The organism is Vibrio chagasii, from assembly GCF_002954585.1.
Lineage (GTDB): Bacteria > Pseudomonadota > Gammaproteobacteria > Enterobacterales > Vibrionaceae > Vibrio > Vibrio chagasii_A.
This window is the reverse complement of sequence record NZ_MSCI01000002.1, coordinates 567,372-587,500: the sequence shown is the minus strand read 5'-3', so window position 1 is coordinate 587,500 and position 20,129 is coordinate 567,372. Positions and strand designations below refer to the sequence as shown.

At 46.5% G+C, this 20,129-nt stretch carries 20 protein-coding genes; all 20 read right to left on the bottom strand.

Going from position 1 to position 20,129, the window contains the following annotated elements; all coding sequences use genetic code 11:
• Window position 1: 1 nt before the first annotated feature.
• Window positions 2–1,972 carry a heme lyase CcmF/NrfE family subunit gene (locus BTO10_RS10815; RefSeq protein WP_105024523.1) on the bottom strand — a complete coding sequence of 657 codons (1,971 nt, stop codon included), beginning with the start codon at window positions 1,970–1,972 and terminating at the stop codon, window positions 2–4.
• Complete coding sequence (gene ccmE, locus BTO10_RS10810) at window positions 1,969–2,451, bottom strand: cytochrome c maturation protein CcmE (RefSeq protein WP_004739883.1); 483 nt, start codon at window positions 2,449–2,451, stop codon at window positions 1,969–1,971. Before ccmE ends, BTO10_RS10815 begins: the two co-directional genes overlap by 4 nt.
• On the bottom strand, window positions 2,448–2,654 hold the full coding sequence (gene ccmD, locus BTO10_RS10805; protein WP_105024522.1) for a heme exporter protein CcmD: 207 nt from the start codon (window positions 2,652–2,654) through the stop codon (window positions 2,448–2,450). The genes ccmE and ccmD overlap by 4 nt, the downstream gene beginning before the upstream one ends.
• A gap of 14 nt (window positions 2,655–2,668) precedes the next feature.
• Window positions 2,669–3,409, bottom strand: a complete 741-nt coding sequence (locus BTO10_RS10800; RefSeq protein ID WP_004739880.1) for a heme ABC transporter permease — start codon at window positions 3,407–3,409, stop codon at window positions 2,669–2,671.
• A gap of 147 nt (window positions 3,410–3,556) precedes the next feature.
• On the bottom strand, window positions 3,557–4,225 hold the full coding sequence (gene ccmB, locus BTO10_RS10795) for a heme exporter protein CcmB (protein WP_105024521.1): 669 nt from the start codon (window positions 4,223–4,225) through the stop codon (window positions 3,557–3,559).
• Window position 4,226: 1 nt separating this feature from the next.
• Window positions 4,227–4,844 carry a cytochrome c biogenesis heme-transporting ATPase CcmA gene (gene ccmA / locus BTO10_RS10790; protein WP_004739877.1) on the bottom strand — a complete coding sequence of 206 codons (618 nt, stop codon included), beginning with the start codon at window positions 4,842–4,844 and terminating at the stop codon, window positions 4,227–4,229.
• A 276-nt stretch (window positions 4,845–5,120) separates the two neighbouring features.
• A complete protein-coding gene (locus BTO10_RS10785; protein WP_105024520.1) occupies window positions 5,121–5,633 on the bottom strand; it encodes a DUF2802 domain-containing protein in 513 nt (170 codons plus the stop codon).
• On the bottom strand, window positions 5,633–6,127 hold the full coding sequence (locus BTO10_RS10780; protein WP_004739873.1) for a chemotaxis protein CheW: 495 nt from the start codon (window positions 6,125–6,127) through the stop codon (window positions 5,633–5,635). Before BTO10_RS10780 ends, BTO10_RS10785 begins: the two co-directional genes overlap by 1 nt.
• Before the next feature lie 70 nt (window positions 6,128–6,197).
• Window positions 6,198–7,325, bottom strand: coding sequence for a chemotaxis protein CheW (locus BTO10_RS10775; protein WP_105024519.1), 1,128 nt, complete (start codon window positions 7,323–7,325; stop codon window positions 6,198–6,200).
• Window positions 7,312–8,094 carry a ParA family protein gene (locus BTO10_RS10770; protein WP_004739870.1) on the bottom strand — a complete coding sequence of 261 codons (783 nt, stop codon included), beginning with the start codon at window positions 8,092–8,094 and terminating at the stop codon, window positions 7,312–7,314. The genes BTO10_RS10775 and BTO10_RS10770 overlap by 14 nt, the downstream gene beginning before the upstream one ends.
• 10 nt (window positions 8,095–8,104) lie before the next feature.
• On the bottom strand, window positions 8,105–9,223 hold the full coding sequence (locus BTO10_RS10765) for a protein-glutamate methylesterase/protein-glutamine glutaminase (protein ID WP_105024518.1): 1,119 nt from the start codon (window positions 9,221–9,223) through the stop codon (window positions 8,105–8,107).
• Between the two features lie 13 nt (window positions 9,224–9,236).
• Window positions 9,237–11,417, bottom strand: coding sequence for a chemotaxis protein CheA (locus tag BTO10_RS10760; protein WP_105024517.1), 2,181 nt, complete (start codon window positions 11,415–11,417; stop codon window positions 9,237–9,239).
• Between the two features lie 9 nt (window positions 11,418–11,426).
• Window positions 11,427–12,158 (bottom strand): protein phosphatase CheZ, encoded by a 732-nt coding sequence (locus BTO10_RS10755; protein ID WP_004739865.1) that lies wholly within the window; start codon window positions 12,156–12,158, stop codon window positions 11,427–11,429.
• 111 nt (window positions 12,159–12,269) lie between these two features.
• Entirely contained in the window at window positions 12,270–12,638 is a 369-nt protein-coding gene (gene cheY / locus BTO10_RS10750; protein ID WP_008218307.1) for a chemotaxis response regulator CheY, read from the bottom strand.
• A 43-nt stretch (window positions 12,639–12,681) separates the two neighbouring features.
• Window positions 12,682–13,416, bottom strand: a complete 735-nt coding sequence (locus BTO10_RS10745) for an RNA polymerase sigma factor FliA (protein ID WP_004739861.1) — start codon at window positions 13,414–13,416, stop codon at window positions 12,682–12,684.
• Window positions 13,409–14,296 carry a MinD/ParA family protein gene (locus tag BTO10_RS10740; protein ID WP_008218303.1) on the bottom strand — a complete coding sequence of 296 codons (888 nt, stop codon included), beginning with the start codon at window positions 14,294–14,296 and terminating at the stop codon, window positions 13,409–13,411. Before BTO10_RS10740 ends, BTO10_RS10745 begins: the two co-directional genes overlap by 8 nt.
• A 13-nt stretch (window positions 14,297–14,309) precedes the next feature.
• A complete protein-coding gene (gene flhF, locus BTO10_RS10735) occupies window positions 14,310–15,821 on the bottom strand; it encodes a flagellar biosynthesis protein FlhF (protein ID WP_105024516.1) in 1,512 nt (503 codons plus the stop codon).
• 27 nt (window positions 15,822–15,848) lie between these two features.
• Window positions 15,849–17,948, bottom strand: a complete 2,100-nt coding sequence (flhA, locus tag BTO10_RS10730; protein WP_004739857.1) for a flagellar biosynthesis protein FlhA — start codon at window positions 17,946–17,948, stop codon at window positions 15,849–15,851.
• 253 nt (window positions 17,949–18,201) lie between these two features.
• On the bottom strand, window positions 18,202–19,332 hold the full coding sequence (flhB, locus tag BTO10_RS10725) for a flagellar biosynthesis protein FlhB (protein ID WP_008218297.1): 1,131 nt from the start codon (window positions 19,330–19,332) through the stop codon (window positions 18,202–18,204).
• Window positions 19,333–19,341: 9 nt separating this feature from the next.
• Window positions 19,342–20,124: a flagellar biosynthetic protein FliR gene (fliR, locus tag BTO10_RS10720; protein ID WP_004739855.1), complete on the bottom strand. Its 783-nt coding sequence runs from the start codon at window positions 20,122–20,124 to the stop codon at window positions 19,342–19,344.
• Window positions 20,125–20,129: the final 5 nt, after the last annotated feature.

Genomic DNA, 20,129 nt, shown 5'->3' with positions numbered 1-20,129 from the left:
GTTAAATCTCCTGCTCTTTAGCCGACTTTTTGGATGGTTTACGGAAGCGGTAACGACGATCACTGATAGCAACAATACCACCTATTGCCATGATCAAAGAGCCCGCCCAAATCCAGCGCACAAATGGTTTGTAGTAAATACGAACAGCCCAAGATTTGTTATCGTCTAAACGTTCACCCATTGCGATGTAAAGGTCACGAGTTACCCCGCGGTCAATTGCTGCCTCAGTCATCATAGACTTGGCAGTGCTATAAAAGCGTTTTTCTGCATGAAGTGTGTTGACGTACTTACCTTGTTTTGTGATTTCAAAGTCAGCAATGTAGCCATCGTAGTTTGGACCGTCTTTATCTCGAACACCCGTGAATAAGAAATCATATCCTTCAAGCTGATAACTCTGCCCGGGCGCTAGACGAACATCACGTTCGATACTGTAATTCTGTACCATCGCGATACCAATTACAGTGACCGCTAAACCAATGTGACCACACACCATCGCCCAATGGCTGCGTGGTAGCTTGGTCAGCCCCTTCATGAACGTGTGACGGTGAGTCGCACGCTCGTGCAGTTCGAAGCCATGCATGAAGATGATCCAGAATGCCATCACCCAGCCGGCAAACGCAGTACCACTGAAACGATCGGCCAGTACCATCACCAAAAGCGCACTCAAGCCCAACGAGAATACACCTGAAATAACCATCGGCTTAACGAGCTTAGATAGGTTGTCACGCTTCCAACGAATAAGAGGACCGATACCCAGTAGGAACGAGAACGGAATCATTAACCAGAAAAACAACATGTCGAAGAATGGCGCCCCGATAGATACCGAGCCCAAACCTAGCTGTTTGTGAACGAGTGGTAATAGAGTTCCTACTAACACCACCACTAAAGCAGCAATCAACAGGATGTTGTTACCTAGTAGTGCGTTTTCACGTGAGACTAGATCGAAGTTACCGCGAACACGTACTGACGCACCTTTCACTGCGAACAGCAATAGTGAACCACCGATAACGAAGACCAAGAAGCCTAGGATGAACATACCACGAGCCGGATCCGACGCGAACGCGTGAACCGATACCAAGATACCCGAACGCACTAAGAAAGTACCTAGTAAGCTCAACGAGAATGCAGAGATTGCAAGTAGTACTGTCCAAGCTTTAAAAGTACCGCGCTTTTCTGTAACCGCAAGCGAGTGCATTAGCGCTGTACCTGCCAACCAAGGCATGAAAGATGCGTTTTCTACTGGATCCCAAAACCACCAGCCACCCCAGCCAAGTTCGTAGTAAGCCCACCAAGAACCTAGAGCGATACCAATTGTTAGGAATAGCCAAGCCGCAATTGTCCAAGGACGAGACCAACGAGCCCAAGCCGTATCCAAACGACCACTCATTAGAGAAGCGATAGCAAAAGAGAACGCTACTGAGAACCCTACATACCCCATGTAAAGCATTGGTGGATGAATAATCAAACCCGGATCTTGCAGCAGTGGGTTCAAGTCTCGACCATCAACAGGGAAGAAAGGCAGTGTACGTAGGAATGGGTTAGACGTTACGATAATGAACAGCAAGAAGCCGACACTGATCAAGCCCATGATAGCCAATACGCGAGCCACAGACTCTTGAGGCATACCACGGCTGAATGTCGCTACTGCTACCGTCCAACCTGCTTGGATAAGTACCCAAAGCAACAATGAACCTTCGTGTGCACCCCAAACAGCCGTAATTCGATAGTACCAAGGTAGTTGGCTGTTTGAGTTACTTGCAACGTATTGAATCGTAAAATCATTTGTGTAAAACGCGTAACACAAGATAAAGAACGAAATCGCTAAGAATCCGAACATACCCCACGACAAAGGTCGTGCGCTGTTCATCAGTAATGTGTTATTTCGAGCGGCTCCATACAGTGGGAGCACGCTTAGCAGCAATGCAAGTCCCAAGGACAGGATCATCGCAAAATGGCCGATCTCGGCTATCATTGAGCTTTTCCTTCTTTTTGTTCAGTCGTGTATTGCAAAGGCTCATGTGTTTTCTTCATTGCTTCCGCAACTTCAGAAGGCATGTACTCTTCATCGTGCTTTGCCAACACCTCAAACGCTTCGATTGTCGTTGCGTCTTTTAAGACACCTTGAGCAACAATACCTTGACCTTCACGGAAAAGATCAGGAAGGATACCATCGTATAAGATTGTTACTTTAGGGCCGACATCAGCTAAATCGAAGCTAACTCGCAATGACTCGTTATCACGGCTCACAGAACCAACGACAACCATGCCACCAATGCGTAGGCGTTGACCAACTTCAGGTTTCTTACCATCTTTACCATTAACAAGTTCAGTTGGTGTGTAGAACAGATCCATGTTCTGGTTAAGTGCATAAACAATCAATCCAACAGTTGCACTGATACCAAAAAAGATCGCTAAGACAATGCCCAGCCTCTTTTTGCGTCTTGGGTTCATAGAGTGTTCTCCATATTTTTTGCTGCATCGATACGAGCTTGGCGATCAACCTTAGCTTGTACTTCAGTTAGTAATTGCTTACCACGACGAACGCTTACCACCAGTAAAATGATCATCAAGAGAAATGTGATTCCAAATGCACTCCATACGTATGACGCGTAACCGCCCATGGCAAAGAAATCACTCAAAGATTCAAAATACATAAATACCTACCCTACTACGCTTTATCAGCCGCAAGCTTGCGAACCCATGGACGATGACTTTCTTTGCTGATGATTTCGTTGCGGAAGCGAATCATGGTCAAAGCGCCAAAGAAAAAAGCGAAACCGAAGATGTTGAGAAGAAGCGGCCATAGCATGTCACTTGAAATCGAAGGTTTTGCGAACTTGGTGATCGTTGCGCCTTGATGAAGTGTGTTCCACCACTCTACCGAGAAGTGAATAATAGGGAGGTTAATCACGCCGACGATAGCCAAAATACCCGCCGCTTTTGCTGCTGTTTTTTGGTCATCAAACGCGTGGTGCAGTGCAATTACACCTAGATATAAGAATAGAAGAATCAGCTCTGAGGTTAGGCGTGCATCCCAAACCCACCAAGCGCCCCACATTGGCTTACCCCAAACGGCACCAGTCAGTAGTGCGATAAAGGTAAATACCGCTCCAATCGGTGCCATCGCCAACGCCGCCATGTCAGACAGTCTTACCTGCCATACCAATCCAATGAACGCTGCGATCGCCATCGACATGTATACGCCCATCGACCAAATGGCAGAAGGAACGTGAATGTAGATAATTCGGAAACTATCACCCTGTTGATAATCAGAAGGGGCAAACGCAAGGCCCCACACCGTACCGACGGATAGACACAATAGCGCTAGGATTGAGAACCACGGCAGAAGTTTACCAGCAAGCTGGTATGACGTTTCTGCTTTGGCATAGGGATGGAGCCATTTCCACATGTTGTAATCTCACTCTTACTTCATATTGCTTACAGCTACTAAAGCTATAATTATAATAATATCTTTGTTCTGCTATCTGTTTTGCTGACTCTATGAGTCTCATCGAACACTTTGGTTATCTATAGCTATACGATACTGGTACCGTTATCAGTTCACACTCACACGAAGTGCGGCACTAATCGCAAAAGGAGTTAGCGTCATCGCACCCATCAACATTGCGCCGAGAATCGCTAATTGACCATTGTATGCAACGCCCAACGCCGCAGCGTCAATCGCTGAGGTCGCGAAAATCAAAATAGGGATGTACAGCGGTAAAATTAGCAGGCTCAGTAACACCCCGCCCTTTTGCAACCCAACCGTCAATGCAACACCAATCGCCCCAATAAAGCTCAAGGCAGGTGTTCCAACAAGCAGAGTCATTACGACAGATAGCCAAGTGTCAAAATCTAATGACAACAAGACAGCCAACAATGGGCTAATTAAAATTAATGGTAACCCGGTCAATAACCAGTGTGCTATGACCTTGGACAATATTACTAACTGCAACGGGATGGGCATCAGCATCATTTGTTCAAGTGCGCCATCTTGAAAATCATCACGGAAAAGACGCTCAAGAGAAAGCAATGTAGAGAGCAACGCGGCAACCCAAACAATACCCGGAGCAATACGTGCAAGTAAATTTGGCTCTGGGCCAATACTCAAAGGAAAAAGTGTAATCACAATAATGAAGAACCATAGCGGGTTAAAGATATCCGCTTGGCGTCGAAAAGCGATAAGCAGCTCACGTCGGATAATCGTGGTCATTGAAGAGATCATATTACTCACCCAACTTTATTTTTCTTAGTTTCGGGCTATCAGCAAACATATCTTGGTGAGTAGTGAGTAACACAATCCCACCGTTATCCGCATGCTGAGAAAAAAGCGATTCTAGAACCTTAACGCCCTGCTTATCAATCGCAGTCAACGGCTCATCGAGAATCCACAACATCTGCTTACTTAACCAAAGGCGAGCTAAAGCAACGCGACGTTGTTGACCAGCAGACAATTGACCCGCAGGCACATCTTCTCGTCCGGCAAGCCCTACCTGAGCAAGCGCTTGGTAAAGCTCTTCCTTGTTCGTTTCGCCACAATGAATTGACTGGTAGAAACTGAGGTTCTCATAAGCGCTAAGCTCACGTTTTACGCCAGTTTGATGGCCAAGAAAAAGCAGATTTTGATGATACACATCTCGACTTGATTCGATTGGCTCGCCATCCCAAGAGATAGTGCCTTCGTCACGATCACCTAAACCAGTGATAATCCTAAGGAGTGTCGTTTTTCCTGTACCGTTTCGACCTTCAACTTGAACCAGTTCTCCTGGCTTCAATTGAAAAGACAACGATTCAAACAGAACCCTTTCGTCACGAATAGCAGTTAAATTTGAGACTTCTAGCATAGGTAAATTTAGTCGAGTAATGAGAGGGGTATAGTAGCACACCAATATGGTGACAAAACAGGACTAGGCGTTTTCAGTAGAACAAAGTCGGTAAGAAACTGTTACTACTGCATCACAATTTACACATTTTGACCAAAAATGAGATATTGCAATACTAACAAGCACTTATAAATATCGTTCTATAAACAGTTACTCAGGCATAAAAAAAGAAGCCGAAGCTTCTTTTTAGAGGAGTGTGTAACAAACAGAATTTGTTTATCACGAGTAGCGCTCAATTTAACGGCGTCGAGGTGGATCCCTGCGATCACGAGAGGCGGTGGGATGCCCATCAAACGAGGAAGGGTCGCTTCTTAATGAAGGAATTTTCTCTTTACCAGCAAGCTTATTCTGCAGAGACATCATAAGCTCAGCTTCAGCTTTAGGTAATTCACATTCTTCAATTAACTCGTTAATCCCAGCGCCAAGCTGAACCATTTTCGTTGCACGAGTGTACAAACGTCCATCGGTATCCGCATGTTCCAGTTCGACAATACGTTCATTCAGGTGTTTGATTAGATCTTGTTGTTCAGTCACTTTCTGGCCAAGGCCAACCACAACAGAGCGAACTTCTAGCAACTGCTTACTCGACTTTTGTAGCTCTTTGTCTAAGTTTCGGACTTGCAGACGTGACTGATCCAATTGCCTTTGAATCGCACTTTTTACTTTGCTAATCAAAATCACAATGAATAACGTAAAAACCCCAACTCCAGCAATCAGTGCAGCAGGGCTTAAAGGAAGCGCTTCAAACATTATAGGTGAGCCATCTCATCCCATTCGTCTTCGCTTAGTAGTTTGTTCAAATCTACTAAGATAAGCAGCTTGCCATCGCGGTTGCTTACGCCCTGGATGAACTTCGCGCTTTCATCAGTACCAACACTTGGTGTTGTATCGATTTCAGAAGAACGTAGGTAAACCACTTCAGCAACGCTATCAACCAGGATGCCAATAACTTGACGCTCAGATTCAATAACGATGATACGAGTGTTATCCGTGATTTCACCTTGCATCAAACCAAAGCGAGAGCGAGTGTCGATAACAGTAACAACGTTACCACGTAGGTTAATAATACCTAGCACGTAGTCAGGAGCACCTGGTACCGGAGCAATCTCACTGTAACGCAGTACTTCACGAACTTGCATTACATTGATGCCGTAAGTTTCTTCTTCTAGCTGGAATGTTACCCATTGAAGTACTTCGTCATTCGTTTGATCTTTTCTTACTTCAACTTCACTCATTTGAGACATAGATAATCCTCTTGCCGTCGTTACCGACCACTATTATTAACTTGATGCTTTTGTTGTACCAGTCTTGGTACTAGCTCAATGCCTTTACATCTAGCCCTGCATTTAGCATGGCGATTAATGCTTCGACATGGATCAAAGCACACATTTTTTCTTTTACCATACCAGCGAGCCATGGGCGTTTTCCTGCCATTTCTCGCCAACGTACTTTGTCAGTATTCAGCAGCTCGGTGCCTTTAAGCTCAGTGCTCGCAAGCCCCCACAAGCTTTCTCCAAGCATCACTATATATTGATAGTTTCCTTTGTATTCGTCACTGGCTAACTTTTCGGCCATCACCCATTTTGCGGTGTCGACCACATCTAACTGGCTATCTCGGCTGGTTTGTAACCCCAAGTACCAAGATGGTTTGCCAATAATGTGATTGACCTCTTCGAGGCGATGGATACCACCCAGTTCATCTAGCGGTACCGCGAAGGTCACGCCATTGACATCGAAATACAAAACTTGGAAGTCTTCTGTTCGAGCCGTACTTTCCCAAGAAGTAAACTGCCCTGCACCGCCCGCTTGTGTTTCAGGCTCAGTCGCGGACTCAATGTCAGGAGCATCGGCTTCGATTTCAGAGACTTGCTGCTCAACGACTAGAAGCTCAGCTTCTGTTGTTGGTTCTTCGATTGGCTGCAGTTCCACTTGAGGTTCTGCCGCTATCGATAAATCTGGTTCCGGAAGATTCCAGTCTTGAATCTCTGGCTCTAATGAGACTTGAACCGACTCGACCGCTGCATCAAACATTTGCATGTCTACTTGCTGAGCGATTTTTTGCGTGTTCTGGTCCATCAACTCGTCAAGATTCAGATCCTCAACAACATTGGTTGCCTCTAGCCGACTAAGTAGCTTCTGAACGTCCTCTAAATTAGGTACTTCAAACTCAGCTGCACGTATCTCGGCGTAGCTTGAGTGATGACTCGCTAATTGACGCTCTGGCTCTGGCTCTGGCTCTGGCTCTGGCTCTGGCTCTGGCTCTGGCTCTGGCTCTGGCTCTGGCTCTGGCTCTTCAGAGTGTGACTCATCATCAGACTCGTCAACTAAAAACTCTTCAGTTTCAAAGCTTTCATCACCTAATAGCGCAGTAAAATAATCATCCAGTGCTTGTTCACTCGATAGACCTGGTCGCGCTATTGTTGAATCTTTATTCTCGCTCATTTATCGCCAACCTTTCGAGATAAATAAGCAGCTGTTTATAAGCAAATACACCTCGGCTACCCGACGCAAAGTGAGAGGCAGGCAAGCGCTTTAAGCTCGCATCTCTAAACTTGGTATCAATCGGTACAGCTGATGTCCAAACTTGATTTGGATAATCATCTTTCAGCTGCGTAAGAGTTTGTAGTGATGCCTTGGTTCGTTTGTCGTACATAGTAGGTACAATCGTCACCTTAAACGGCGTTTTACGAGACTTCTGCATAATGGTTAGCGTGCGAATCATGCGCTCTAAACCTTTCATTGCCAGAAACTCGGTCTGTACCGGAATCAAAATACGATCACTCGCCGCTAAGGCATTCACCATCATCACACCAAGAATTGGCGGACAGTCGATCAACACATAGTCGTAATCGTCTTTCAACGCAGCTAAAGCACGCTTCAAGATTAACCCCATGCCACTTCGATTTCCCATCACACGATCAAGTGTTGCAAGTGACATGTGTGCTGGAATGATATCGATGCCTTCAACTTCGGTTTGTAACGTCAGTGGTCTAACCGTCTGCGCAGAAAACTCACTAAGCTGAAACAGATCGAACAAGCTAGACTCCACCGTATCTGAGTCGTAGCCCAGATAGGTGGTCAGTGATGCATGTGGGTCGGTATCAACCAGCAACACACGGTGCCCTTTTAGAGCAAGCAAGCCTGCCATGGTCACTGTCGTGGTTGTTTTACCAACACCACCTTTTTGGTTTGCAACACTCCAAACAATCATCGCGATTTACCTAAGCTAACCCAACTTCAACCAAGATCCGTTCCGCGATGCGGTCCAGAGGTAGGTCTTCAGTAGAAATGCCAGCTTTTGCTACAGCTTGAGGCATACCATATACAACACAGCTATCTTCATCTTGCGCCCAGACGGTCGAGCCCGCAGTTTTCAACATGCGTGAACCTTCACGACCATCTGCGCCCATGCCAGTCAGTATCATAGACAACACTTTGTCGCCGTAGATCTTAGCTGCAGAGCCGAAAGTCACATCGACACATGGTTTGTAGTTCATGCGATCGCCACCATCAATAATTCTTAGGCGAGCTGAGCCTGCACGACCATCAACCATCATCTGCTTACCACCTGGAGCAAGGTAAGCAACACCAGGCTTCAATACGTCTCCGTCTTGAGCTTCGCGAACTTCGATCTTACACAAGGTGTTCAAGCGACTAGCAAAAGCCGCAGTGAAAGTCGCAGGCATATGCTGAACTAGCACAATAGGATGCGGGTAGTTCGCAGGGATACGCGTTAAAATCTTCTGTAGCGCAACAGGACCGCCAGTCGATGTGCCAATGGCGGTTAGTTGATACTTTTTGCCCGAAGCTCTGAACTTCGCAGTGGTTGCTGCAGCAGGTTTAGCGGCTGGACCAGCATTAGAAACCGGTTGACGCAATGGCGTTGATGTTGACGCAATTGCTGCCACTCTCGGTGCAATTGGCGCACGGCGCATGAAAGCACGTTTAGCCGCAATCTGGATTACACGCTGTTGAAGTAACGCAACGGCATCATCGCGGTTACGTGCGATGTCTTCGAACTTCTTAGGTAGGAAGTCTAAAGCACCTGCATCTAGAGCATCTAATGTCGCTTTAGCACCATCATGCGTTAGCGATGAAAACATCAAAATAGGCGTTGGAGACGCCGCCATAATTTCACGAACGGCAGTGATACCGTCCATGACAGGCATTTCGATGTCCATGGTAATTACGTCAGGTCTTAGCTGTTTCGCTTTCTCTACCGCTTCCTTACCATTTACCGCAACATCGATGACTTCTAGGCGAGCCTCTGAATTGATGATCTCGCTTACTCGACGACGAAAAAAGCTCGAATCATCAACGACTAATACTTTAATCGCCATATTTATCCTTAAATTAAATTCTTGACGCAGCTGCGTACTGCTTCAACAAGTCCGGCACATCTAGAATCAATGCAATGTGACCATCACTTGTAATTGTTGCACCTGCCATGCCTGGCGTACCTTGCAACAGTTTATCAAGCGGCTTGATAACCACTTCTTCTTGACCGATAAGCGTATCAACAACAAAACCAACACGCTGGCTACCTAGTTGCACGATAACCACATGACCATGTCCTTTACGTAGCTCAACATCGCCGGCTTTAGGTGCAAGCCAGTTCTGCAAGTAGAACAGTGGAATCGATTTGTCGCGAACAATGATGGTCAACTGGCCATCAACCACGTTAGTGCGGCTTAAATCTAGATGGAAAATCTCGTTAACCGAAGCCAAAGGCAGCGCAAATGGGTGACCAGAAACACCAACCATCAAGGTAGGTAGAATCGCTAGTGTCAGTGGAACCTTGATCGTAATCTTGGTGCCTTGCCCCATTTCAGAATCGATATCAATTGAGCCATTCAGTGTGTTGATCGCTGTTTTCACAACGTCCATACCTACACCACGACCAGAGATATCAGAGATCTGCTCTTTACTAGAGAAGCCTGGTGCGAAGATTAGGTTGAAACACTCTTTATTTGATAAACGAGAAGCAGCATCTTCATCCATCAGACCACGCTTGACCGCGATAGCACGAAGCTTATCTGGGTCCATACCGCCACCGTCATCAACGATAGCCAGTTCAATGTGGTCACCCTCTTGAGAGGCAGACAGAATCACTTTACCGGTTCTTGATTTACCCGCCATCACTCGGTCTTCCGGCATTTCAATGCCGTGGTCAACTGAGTTTCTCACCAAGTGAATCAGTGGATCCGCTAGCGCTTCTACTAGGTTTTTGTCTAGGTCCGTTTCTTCACCGCGCATCTCAAGAACGATGTCTTTTTTCAGGCTACGAGCAAGGTCACGGACAACTCGAGGGAAACGACCAAATACTTTCTTGATCGGTTGCATACGAGTCTTCATTACCGCACCTTGTAGGTCTGCAGTAACAACATCTAGATTAGAAACAGCTTTCGACATTTCTTCGTCGTTGCTGTTTAAACCAAGGCTAACCAATCGGTTACGAACCAATACCAATTCGCCAACCATGTTCATAATGGTATCCAGCGTAGAAGTATCAACACGAACGGTCGCTTCGGCTTGTTGCTTTTTAGCAGGCGCTTTTACTTCCGCTTTCGCGGGTGCACTTGGTGTAGGTTCAGCTTTAACTGCTACTGGTGCGGCAGGTTGCGGCTTAGGTGCAGATTGTGGTGCCACTGGTTTCGCTTCTGCTGGCTTAGTTGCCGCATCAAGTTCTTCCGCCGATGGACCGTTACCTGAACCATGTAATTGGTCAAGTAACTTCTCAAACTCTTCGTCTGTCATCAGGTCATCGCCTTCAGACATCGCCGAAACTGGAGCAACAGGAGGAGCTGGCGGTGGAGGAGGCGTCGAACCCGCACTTGTCGGGCTGTTACCCGCACCATGCAGTTCGTCCAATAACTTTTCGAATTCGTCGTCAGTGATATCACCACTATCAACCACAGGTTGTGGTGCAGCTGGTGCTGGCGGTGGTGTTGGAGCCGCAGATGACGTTGGTGAACCACCTTTACCATGAAGTTCATCAAGCAGACGCTCAAATTCATCTTCAGAGATATCGTCTACTGAAGAGGCGCTGATGCTCGGACTTTCGACAACCGGTTCAGGCTCAACAGCGATAGGCTCAGGGATAACAGGTGCAGGCGCTTCTACTGGTGCAACTTCATCCGCTGACTCTGGCTTACAGAGACGGTGAAGCTCATCCAGTAATGCTTGATCTGCTGGCACTAAAGGTTCCTGATCTTGCACGGCTTGGAACTGTGTATTAACAGTATCTAGAGCCTGCAGCATAGTATCCATCAAACCTGATGTTACGCTGCGTTGGCCGTTGCGTAGAATGTCGAACACATTCTCGGCACCATGACAAGTATCCACCAGCTCAGTTAATGCTAGGAAACCAGCACCACCTTTTACTGTATGGAAACCACGGAAAATAGCATTTAATAGGTCTTTGTCGTCAGGGTTATTCTCAAGTTCTACCAGCTGCTCTGATAGAAGCTCAAGGATCTCTCCTGCTTCGACTAAAAAGTCCTGAAGAATATCTTCGTCTAAATCGTAGCTCATACGTTACCTTTAAAATCCAAGACTGGATAACAAATCGTCGACTTCATCTTGAGAAGCAACAGCGTCTTCGCGCTCTTCTGGATTCATGATTGGTCCTTCTGGAGCAATCGATGCTTTCTTCTCTGATTTCGGAGTTGGCTCAATCTGATTCGCACCAAATACGGTGAGAATCTCAACCAAGCGCCCTTCAACCTCATTCACCAAGGTAATAACTTTGCTAATAATCTGCCCAGTTAAATCTTGGAAATCCTGAGCCATCAAGATTTCAGTCAGTTGCCCACGTAGTTCGGTACTATCGCCCTCTACTTGGACAAGCAATCCATCAATGCAGTGACATAAAGCTTTAAATTGTGCCAGCTCAATGCGGCCATGCATCAGTTCATTCCATTGAGGCCTTACTTGAAGTAAACACTCGTGTAGGTTGTCTGCGATTGGCATACAGCGATCGACAGCGTCCATCGTTTTATTTGCCGCAACTTCCGTTTTATCAATGACATACTGAAGGCGATCCCTTGCATCAGGGATTTCATCATTTGCGATAACGCTAATGCGCTCGTCAAAGTTGAATTGTGTCAAAGAGTCATGGAGGTCGCGAGTCAGACTACCTATTTCTTGAAGCATTGGATTGTCTTGAAGATTAAAGTTGTCTTCATAAATGCTTCTAACAAGAGAATCAGCATCTTGCTGCTCATCGTTTTCAAGCAACTCTACTAATTTTTTTGCTTGCTCTAATGAAATCATCCTGAATTCGGCCTTACTCCGCATATTTGTGACGCTTCAACGTTTGAGAGAAACGGAAACTAAAAAGTTAATGTCTCTCTAGAAGCGCCTAAAACAGGTTATTTTTAATGCTTATAAGCGCTCAAAAATCTTATCTAGTTTCTCTTTAAGAGTTGCGGCAGTGAAAGGCTTCACAATGTAACCATTAACCCCCGCTTGCGCAGCTTCGATGATCTGCTCACGCTTCGCTTCTGCTGTGATCATTAGCACTGGAAGGTGCTTAAGTTCAGCGTCTGCACGAATGTGTTTTAGCAGGTCGATACCTTGCATGCCCGGCATGTTCCAGTCAGTTACCACGAAATCAAATTCGCCTTTTTTCAGCATAGGTAACGCGGTCAAGCCATCGTCTGCTTCTTGTGTGTTGTTGAAACCTAGGTCGCGAAGTAGGTTTTTAACAATTCGGCGCATCGTTGAAAAATCATCAACAATGAGAATTTTCATGTTTTTGTTCAAATTAGCCTCCACTGAATAAAAATCAGTGTTGTTAGTCGTTCTGTGTCCAAGCACTTAATTTAGTGCGTAAACGCTGCATAGATTGGCTCAATATTTGGCTGACACGAGACTCGCTGACACCTAATACTTCCCCAATCTCTTTTAAATTGAGTTCTTCGTCGTAATAAAGCGAAAGCACTAAGCCTTCTCTTTCCGGAAGCTGTTTTATCGAATCGATCAAAGCTTGGCGGAATGACTCATCAGCAACCCCTTGAAAAGGCGCGTTATCTTGAGAGTCTTCATTCGGAGATATTACATCATCTGAGACGCCTAAATCTTCGATCCCGACCAGTCTTGAGCAATTAATATCAGTTAAAGCACTATGATACTGCTCTAAACTGAGTCCCATGTGCTTTGCCACTTCGGCATCGCTTGGGTCGCGGTTGAGAGTGCTTTCTAATTCCGCAATTGCACTGCTGATTTCTCGATTGTTTTTATGAACCGATCTCGGCACCCAATCTCCTCGGCGAATGTCATCCAACATTGCACCACGGATTCGAATACCGGCATACGTCTCAAAGCTTGCGCCTTTGGTACCATCATAGTTTTGTTGCGCTTCAATCAAGCCAATCATGCCAGCTTGAATCAAGTCATCAACCAATACATTAGGCGGTAATCGCCCCAACAAGTGATGAGCGATACGTTTAACCAACACAGAGTACTTCTCAAAAAAAGCCTGTTGGCTATTGTGATTAGCGTGTTGGTCGTAGGTAAGCGCTTTATTCACCAAATGGTTCCTCTACAAATTCAGTACGGTTCAGCAGCCTTTCAACAAAGAACTCCAAGTGTCCACTTGGTGTTTTTGGTATTGGCCAGGTCAATGCTTTGTTTGCCAATGAGCTGATTGCCAATGCCGCTGGAGAGCGAGGAAACGCGTCGACTACGATTTTCTGTCTCTTGACTGATTGACGTACTTTATCATCTAAAGGAATACATGCTACGAGTTCGAGGCTCACATTCAAGAAGCGCTCTGTGACCAAAGTCAATTTTGCAAATAATTCTCGGCCTTCACGGTAGCTTCTGACCATATTTGCGACAACTTTAAATCGCTGAACTTGGTGCTCTCTGCTCAAAAGCTTAATCAACGCATATGCATCTGTGATTGAGGTAGGTTCATCACATACCACAACCACCACATCTTGCGCCGCTCTTGAGAAACTGATCACCATGTCCGAGATACCAGCTGCGGTATCTACTAGCAAGATGTCCATCTCGTCTTCGAGTGTACCAAATGCGCGAATCAAACCAGCGTGTTGTGCGTGCGATAGCTCTGTCATGCTCTGAGTGCCTGAAGTCGCTGGAATAATTTTAATTCCGTGCGGACCTTCCACAATCGCATCTTTGAGTTCACACTCACCCGCTAACACATGTCCAAGGTTTCGCTTAGAGCGAATACCCAGCATGATATCGACATTCGCAAGGCCTAAGTCGGCATCAAGCACCATGACTTTTTTACCTTGGCGCGCCATACAAATAGCCATACCTAACGTCACATTAGATTTACCAACGCCGCCTTTACCGCCCGTTACCGCAATAACTTTGGTGATTGAAGGCTTGGTTAAGCGACGGAGGCCGCTAGCTTGATCGTGTATCATATTTTCATTCATATTTATCCGCCGCCTAGAGCCCTTCAGAATCGCTATTCCAGTAATGAGGTTCATTCTCTGTAGATTTCTCTAATAGCTCATTTGCCTTAGCAATCATGTACTTTGGTTGAGCTATAACGATATCTTCAGGAACTCGTTGACCATTTGCTATGTAAGCAACTGGTAATGCATTTTGTATTACGACACTGATGAATTCACCAAGACTGAGGGATTCATCCAATTTAGTCATGATGCATCCCGACAACGGGATTCTTCTAAAGTGTTCAATTGTTTCTTGTAGTACTTTGCGTTGCGCTGTAGCCGGCAAAACAAGGTAGCTATTGATAACGGAACCACTCTCTTGCATCAATGTGTCTAACTGTTCAGATAGGCGAACATCTCGTTGTCCCATACCTGCAGTATCGACCAGAATCAGGCGACGATTACGTAACTGATATATTACATCGGCCAGTTCGCTAGAATCTTTAGCAACTCTTACAGGACACCCCATAATTCGACCATAAATCGATAACTGCTCATGTGCACCTATACGATATGTATCCGTTGTCACTAGTGCTACGTTGTCTGCTCCATATTCCATGGCAGCGCGAGCCGCAAGCTTTGCAACCGTCGTCGTTTTACCCACGCCGGTTGGGCCAAGTAGAGCAACAATTCCGCCGCGTTTTAAAATATCTTTCTGTGTCACGGAGATCTGGTCAGCAACCAAGGCTAACAACGCCTTCCATGCACGAGCTGGTTTGGTATCTTCTGGAATGTAACAAGCCATCTGATCAGCAAGCTCTGCTGACACGCCCATACGTTCAAGACGCTTGATAAGCATGGCTCTTAGCGGTTCGCGACGCTCAACTTCTTGCCACATCAGGCCTGACACTTGATGCTCTAACAGACGGCGAATTGAGGTCATCTCTTCGCGCATCGTTTCCATTTCAGTATCAGAGCCTTTGGATTGACCACTGCCACGACCGCGATCATAGCGAGTCGGATCCAAGCGAGGCGAAGGGCGCTCAACTCGGCGATCTTCAGCAATCAATTTAGAAAGACCGGTTTCGCGAGCAAATGCTGAATCTAAACTACCGCTCGATGGATGGCTGTTGTTCGACAAGTGGCTATTGCTAGATTGGCGATTGAGTAATGCAGACAGAGAGTCTTCGTTTTCAGCGCGGTGCTGAGGTTCATCGTCCGTACCATGACTGTATTGCTTAAGCATGTTTGCAAAGCGCTTCGTCATTGAGCGTCCACCTTCAGAACTTGACTGAAGGCTTACCTTGTCATCATCTAATTCGCGGCGTCCAGCCGGAGCTGAAGGAGCGGCCATTTGCGTGTATTGGCTATGCACAGGCTGCTGAGGTTTGTTGAGTCTTGGGCTCGCTGTTGACGGGCTAGATTCGCCATCAATAGCGGCAACAATTTCCACGCCACCTGCGACCTTTTTGTTAGACATGATCACAGCGTCTGAACCAAGTTCTTCTTTCACTTGGAGCAGAGCAGTCCGCATGTCTTTTGCAAAAAATCGTTTAATTTTCAATTCGATTGTCCGTTCTAATTAGGCGGCTTAATTACCAACAGCTTGTACTATACGTATCTGCTTTTCATCCGGTATTTCTTGGTAAGACAGCACTCTCAAGCTTGGGATCGTGTTCTTCACGAACTTAGCTAGAGTCGAACGTAATACGCCTGAAGTCAGTAGCACTGCAGGCTCCCCTTTCAGCTCTTGCTCTTGAGTCGCTTGGCTAAGAGAGGTCTGTAAACGTTCCGCTAAACCAGGTTCAATACCAGCAGATTCTCCGCCGGATGCCTGCATGGTTTGATGCAAGATTTGTTCCAGCTCAGGGATTAGGGTTATTACAGGTAACTCTGGCTCTATCCCATTGATTTCCTGAACAATTAGTCGTTTCAATGAGATACGAACTGCCGCCGTTAATATGTCAGGTTCTTGACTCTTGCTCGAGTACTCCGACAAAGTTTGGACTATGGTTCGGATATCACGGATTGGGATGGCTTCATTAAGCAGATTTTGTAGCACTTTCACTACCACACCAAGCTGCAGTTGATCCGGTACAAAACCTTCAACCAACTTAGGAGTTGAGCGGCTAAGCATCTCAAGTAGGTTCTGAACCTCTTCATGACCAATAAGCTGCGACGCATTGTTAGTAAGCAGCTGGCTGAGGTGGGTTGCTAACACGGTCGACGAATCAACTACGGTGTAACCGAGAGCCTGAGCATGTTCACGTTGCTCCTCACGAATCCACACCGCTTCAAGACCAAATGCTGGATCGATAGTCGGCTCACCGTCGATCATCCCGTACACTTGACCCGGGTTAATCGCGAGCTCCATATCCGGCTTTATCTCAGCCTCACCCACCGCAACGCCCATCAAGGTGATTCGGTAGCTGTTTGGTGTCAGTTCTAGGTTGTCACGAATGTGTACTGCAGGGATCAAGAAGCCGAAATCTTGAGACAACTTCTTACGTACACCTTTAACGCGCTCGAGTAATTCTCCGCCTTGGTCTCTGTCTACCAAAGGAATCAAGCGATAGCCTACTTCAAGGCCAATAATATCAACAGGTTGAACGTCATCCCAAGAGAGCTCTTTTTGTGAACCGGTCTCGCCACTGGCCTCAACAGCCGCAGGAAGGCTCGGCTCCAAAGCCTTCTTCTTCTGTTTCTTATCGATGTAATAAGCCGCACCACCAGCAACCGCAGCTAAGCTCAAAAACGCAAAGTGTGGCATGCCAGGGACAATACCCATCACTCCGAGAATCGCCGCAGTGATCATCAAGGCTTTTGGATTGTCGAACATCTGGAAGATGAGCTGCTGGCCCATGTCTTCATCGGTATTTTGACGCGTTACCATCATCGCAGCAGCGATCGACAGTAATAAAGATGGAATTTGTGCAACCAGACCATCACCGATAGTCAGTAGCGTGTAGATCTCAATAGCTTCACCGAAACCCAAACCAAATTGAGCCATACCGATGCTCAAGCCACCAATGATGTTGATGAACAGGATCAAAATACCCGCTATCGCATCACCTTTAACGAACTTCGAAGCACCATCCATCGAGCCGTAGAAATCGGCCTCTTTGGTTACTTCAAAACGTCGCAGACGAGCCTGATCTTGGTCGATCAAACCCGCATTCAAATCGGCATCGATTGCCATCTGTTTACCCGGTAACGCATCCAAGGTAAAACGCGCACTTACTTCCGAGATACGGCCTGCACCTTTGGTAACAACCATGAAGTTGATGATCATTAAGATCAAGAACACCACTAAACCAACCGCGTAGTTACCACCGATAACTACGTTACCGAAGGCTTCAATCACGTTACCCGCAGCATCGCCACCTTCGTGACCGTGCAGTAGAACCACACGAGTAGATGCAACGTTCAAAGCCAATCGAAGCAGAGTCGCAATAAGAAGAACGGTCGGGAAAGCGGCGAAATCTAAAGGTCTTCGAGTGTAAACCGATACCAGTAACACAACCATAGCGAGTGCGATGTTGAAGGTGAAGAACATATCCAGCAAGAACGCAGGAATCGGCAACACCACCATCGCCAGCGTGGCAAGTACCATAACAGGCGCACCAATTGCAGGCATGGCACGGTTAGGGATTTTTGGTAGCTTGTCCGCAAAAGGCAGGGAGAATTTCATAAATCTAGATAGTTTCGCTATGTTGTCGCCTCTCGCCAACAAGTCGGGCTCAGGGCTAAGCTATATTGCCAACGTTATTAGCAACAAGGTTTATAGTGATCAGGTTTACCATGACCGGCTTATAATGTTCGGGATTGATATAGCAAACACTGTACCAATATCGAACGTCAATTTATCAGCGCTTTGTTGGCAAACAGAAGCTAATTAATGCCTCTATTATCAAGCTTCATAAGGCTGAGCTCAAGTAATTGATCTAATGACGTAAATCAGGTGGGATCGGCATATTAGAATCTTGCAGTTTTGGCCTCTCACCACCACGTTTTCGATACTGTTTTAGCTGGAACACATATGCAAGCACTTGAGCGACAGCGGTAAACAGACCGTCAGGAATTTGTTGTTCGAGCTCTGTGGTGTGATACAGCGCCCTCGCCAACGGTGGTGCAGGAACAATATAGATATCATGCTCTCGAGCGATTTCACGGATCTTCATCGCCATGTGATCAACACCTTTCGCAACTACGATTGGCGCTTTATCTTGATTCTGCTTATAACGTAGCGCCACCGAGAAGTGCTCCGGGTTGGTGACAATCACGTCCGCTTGAGGTACATCAGCCATCATGCGACGCTGAGCCGCTTCCCTTTGCAACATACGAATTCGACCTTTCACTTCCGGCTTACCTTCAGTGTCTTTGAATTCGTCTTTCACTTCTTGCTTGGTCATCTTCAATTGATCAGCATGTTGCCAAATCTGGAATGGGATATCGATGGCCACCACAATCAGCAGAGAACAACTTATCAGGAGAATGAAGTTAAGTAAGATATCCAAGGCGTGAAAGATATTCTGTGGATAAACATCCATGCTGAGCTGCATTAAGTCATGTTGAGAGGCCTGAATCAGATAAACAGCCATCCCCGATACCAGCGCCACTTTCAAAATCGATTTAATCAGTTCAACCCAGCTTTGCAGGCCAAACATGCGTTTGATACCACTGAGTGGATTGAGCTTAGACGCCTTTGGCATCGCAGCTTGCATCGAGAAGTTAATCCCGCCAACCCCTGCTGCGCCAATAACAGCCGCAATAAACAAGGTAATCAGAATTAAGAACAGCGGAAACAGCAAGTTCACCAATGCACCGCCAGCAATTTCCAGTAGTTTGTTGGTATCAAAGATTTCATCGCGGCTTAAAGAAAACAGACGTTGCATGGCTTCGAACAATGCCTTCGCCATCGATTCACCAAACCACATGAGTGCAACGGCACCGACAATTAATACCGATGCTGACGCCAGCTCTTTTGACCTTGCAACCTGCCCTTTCTCTTTGGCCTGTTGCAAGCGTCTGGGCGTGGCGTCTTCTGTGCGTTCTTGACCGTCTGACTCTGCCATTTCAGTCTCCTAGCAATCTAACCGGATTAGACGACATATCTGTTGCTCGCCTTGCATCCAAAATAGCTCATAGTGACTATACAAGCCGCCAAGGATGTACCAACAAAGTAACAGACCCACGAGTAGCGCAAATGCAAAACCCAAAGAAAAGATATTTAGCTGAGGCGCGGCACGTGTCATTACACCGAATGACAGGTTTATAGTCAGCAACGCGATAATACCCGACAACGACATCGCCAATGCCGCTTTGAACATGATGCCGAGCCATAGTGCCAGCTCTCGAAAATCGACCGAGGTCAGAGAGCCACTGCCAATCGGCAGAGTTTTAAAACTGAATACCACCAGCTGCAACATCTTCAAGTGACCATCGGTCGCCAAGAAGAACATAGTGGCAAGTAGCATGAAGAGCTGACCCAATACTGGCGTGTTCTGTCCATTTGCTGGGTCGACCATAGAGGCGAAACCCAAACTCGATTGCATACCAAGGATTTGACCGAGCATAACAAAGGTTTGAATCATGAACTGAGTGACAAAGCCCATCGCCACACCAATCACAATTTGCTCGAAGACAGTCAGGAAGCCTTGGAAAGAGAGCAGTTCAATCTCTTTGGGAACTGCGGGAATCGCAGGCATTACTGCGAAGGTAATCGCCAAACCTAAATACAGACGAATACGCGGCGACACAAAGCGTGCGCCGGTGACCGTCATCACCATCAGCATGGCTGAGATGCGAGTGTAAGGCCAAAAATAATTGGCTAACCACTCTAGTACAAGGCTCGTTGGGTATTCCATATCGG

Coding starts and splice junctions, on each gene's coding strand:
- BTO10_RS10815 (WP_105024523.1), bottom strand. CDS start 1,972: ATGATAGCCGAGATCGGCCATTTTGCGATGATCCTGTCCTTGGGACTT.
- BTO10_RS10760 (WP_105024517.1), bottom strand. CDS start 11,417: ATGAGCTACGATTTAGACGAAGATATTCTTCAGGACTTTTTAGTCGAA.
- fliR (WP_004739855.1), bottom strand. CDS start 20,124: ATGGAATACCCAACGAGCCTTGTACTAGAGTGGTTAGCCAATTATTTT.
- BTO10_RS10755 (WP_004739865.1), bottom strand. CDS start 12,158: ATGATTTCATTAGAGCAAGCAAAAAAATTAGTAGAGTTGCTTGAAAAC.
- ccmD (WP_105024522.1), bottom strand. CDS start 2,654: ATGTATTTTGAATCTTTGAGTGATTTCTTTGCCATGGGCGGTTACGCG.
- BTO10_RS10785 (WP_105024520.1), bottom strand. CDS start 5,633: ATGTTTGAAGCGCTTCCTTTAAGCCCTGCTGCACTGATTGCTGGAGTT.
- ccmB (WP_105024521.1), bottom strand. CDS start 4,225: ATGATCTCTTCAATGACCACGATTATCCGACGTGAGCTGCTTATCGCT.
- BTO10_RS10780 (WP_004739873.1), bottom strand. CDS start 6,127: ATGTCTCAAATGAGTGAAGTTGAAGTAAGAAAAGATCAAACGAATGAC.
- ccmE (WP_004739883.1), bottom strand. CDS start 2,451: ATGAACCCAAGACGCAAAAAGAGGCTGGGCATTGTCTTAGCGATCTTT.
- flhA (WP_004739857.1), bottom strand. CDS start 17,948: ATGAAATTCTCCCTGCCTTTTGCGGACAAGCTACCAAAAATCCCTAAC.
- BTO10_RS10770 (WP_004739870.1), bottom strand. CDS start 8,094: ATGATTGTTTGGAGTGTTGCAAACCAAAAAGGTGGTGTTGGTAAAACA.
- BTO10_RS10740 (WP_008218303.1), bottom strand. CDS start 14,296: ATGAATGAAAATATGATACACGATCAAGCTAGCGGCCTCCGTCGCTTA.
- BTO10_RS10800 (WP_004739880.1), bottom strand. CDS start 3,409: ATGTGGAAATGGCTCCATCCCTATGCCAAAGCAGAAACGTCATACCAG.
- flhB (WP_008218297.1), bottom strand. CDS start 19,332: ATGGCAGAGTCAGACGGTCAAGAACGCACAGAAGACGCCACGCCCAGA.
- cheY (WP_008218307.1), bottom strand. CDS start 12,638: ATGAAAATTCTCATTGTTGATGATTTTTCAACGATGCGCCGAATTGTT.
- BTO10_RS10765 (WP_105024518.1), bottom strand. CDS start 9,223: ATGGCGATTAAAGTATTAGTCGTTGATGATTCGAGCTTTTTTCGTCGT.
- BTO10_RS10775 (WP_105024519.1), bottom strand. CDS start 7,325: ATGAGCGAGAATAAAGATTCAACAATAGCGCGACCAGGTCTATCGAGT.
- ccmA (WP_004739877.1), bottom strand. CDS start 4,844: ATGCTAGAAGTCTCAAATTTAACTGCTATTCGTGACGAAAGGGTTCTG.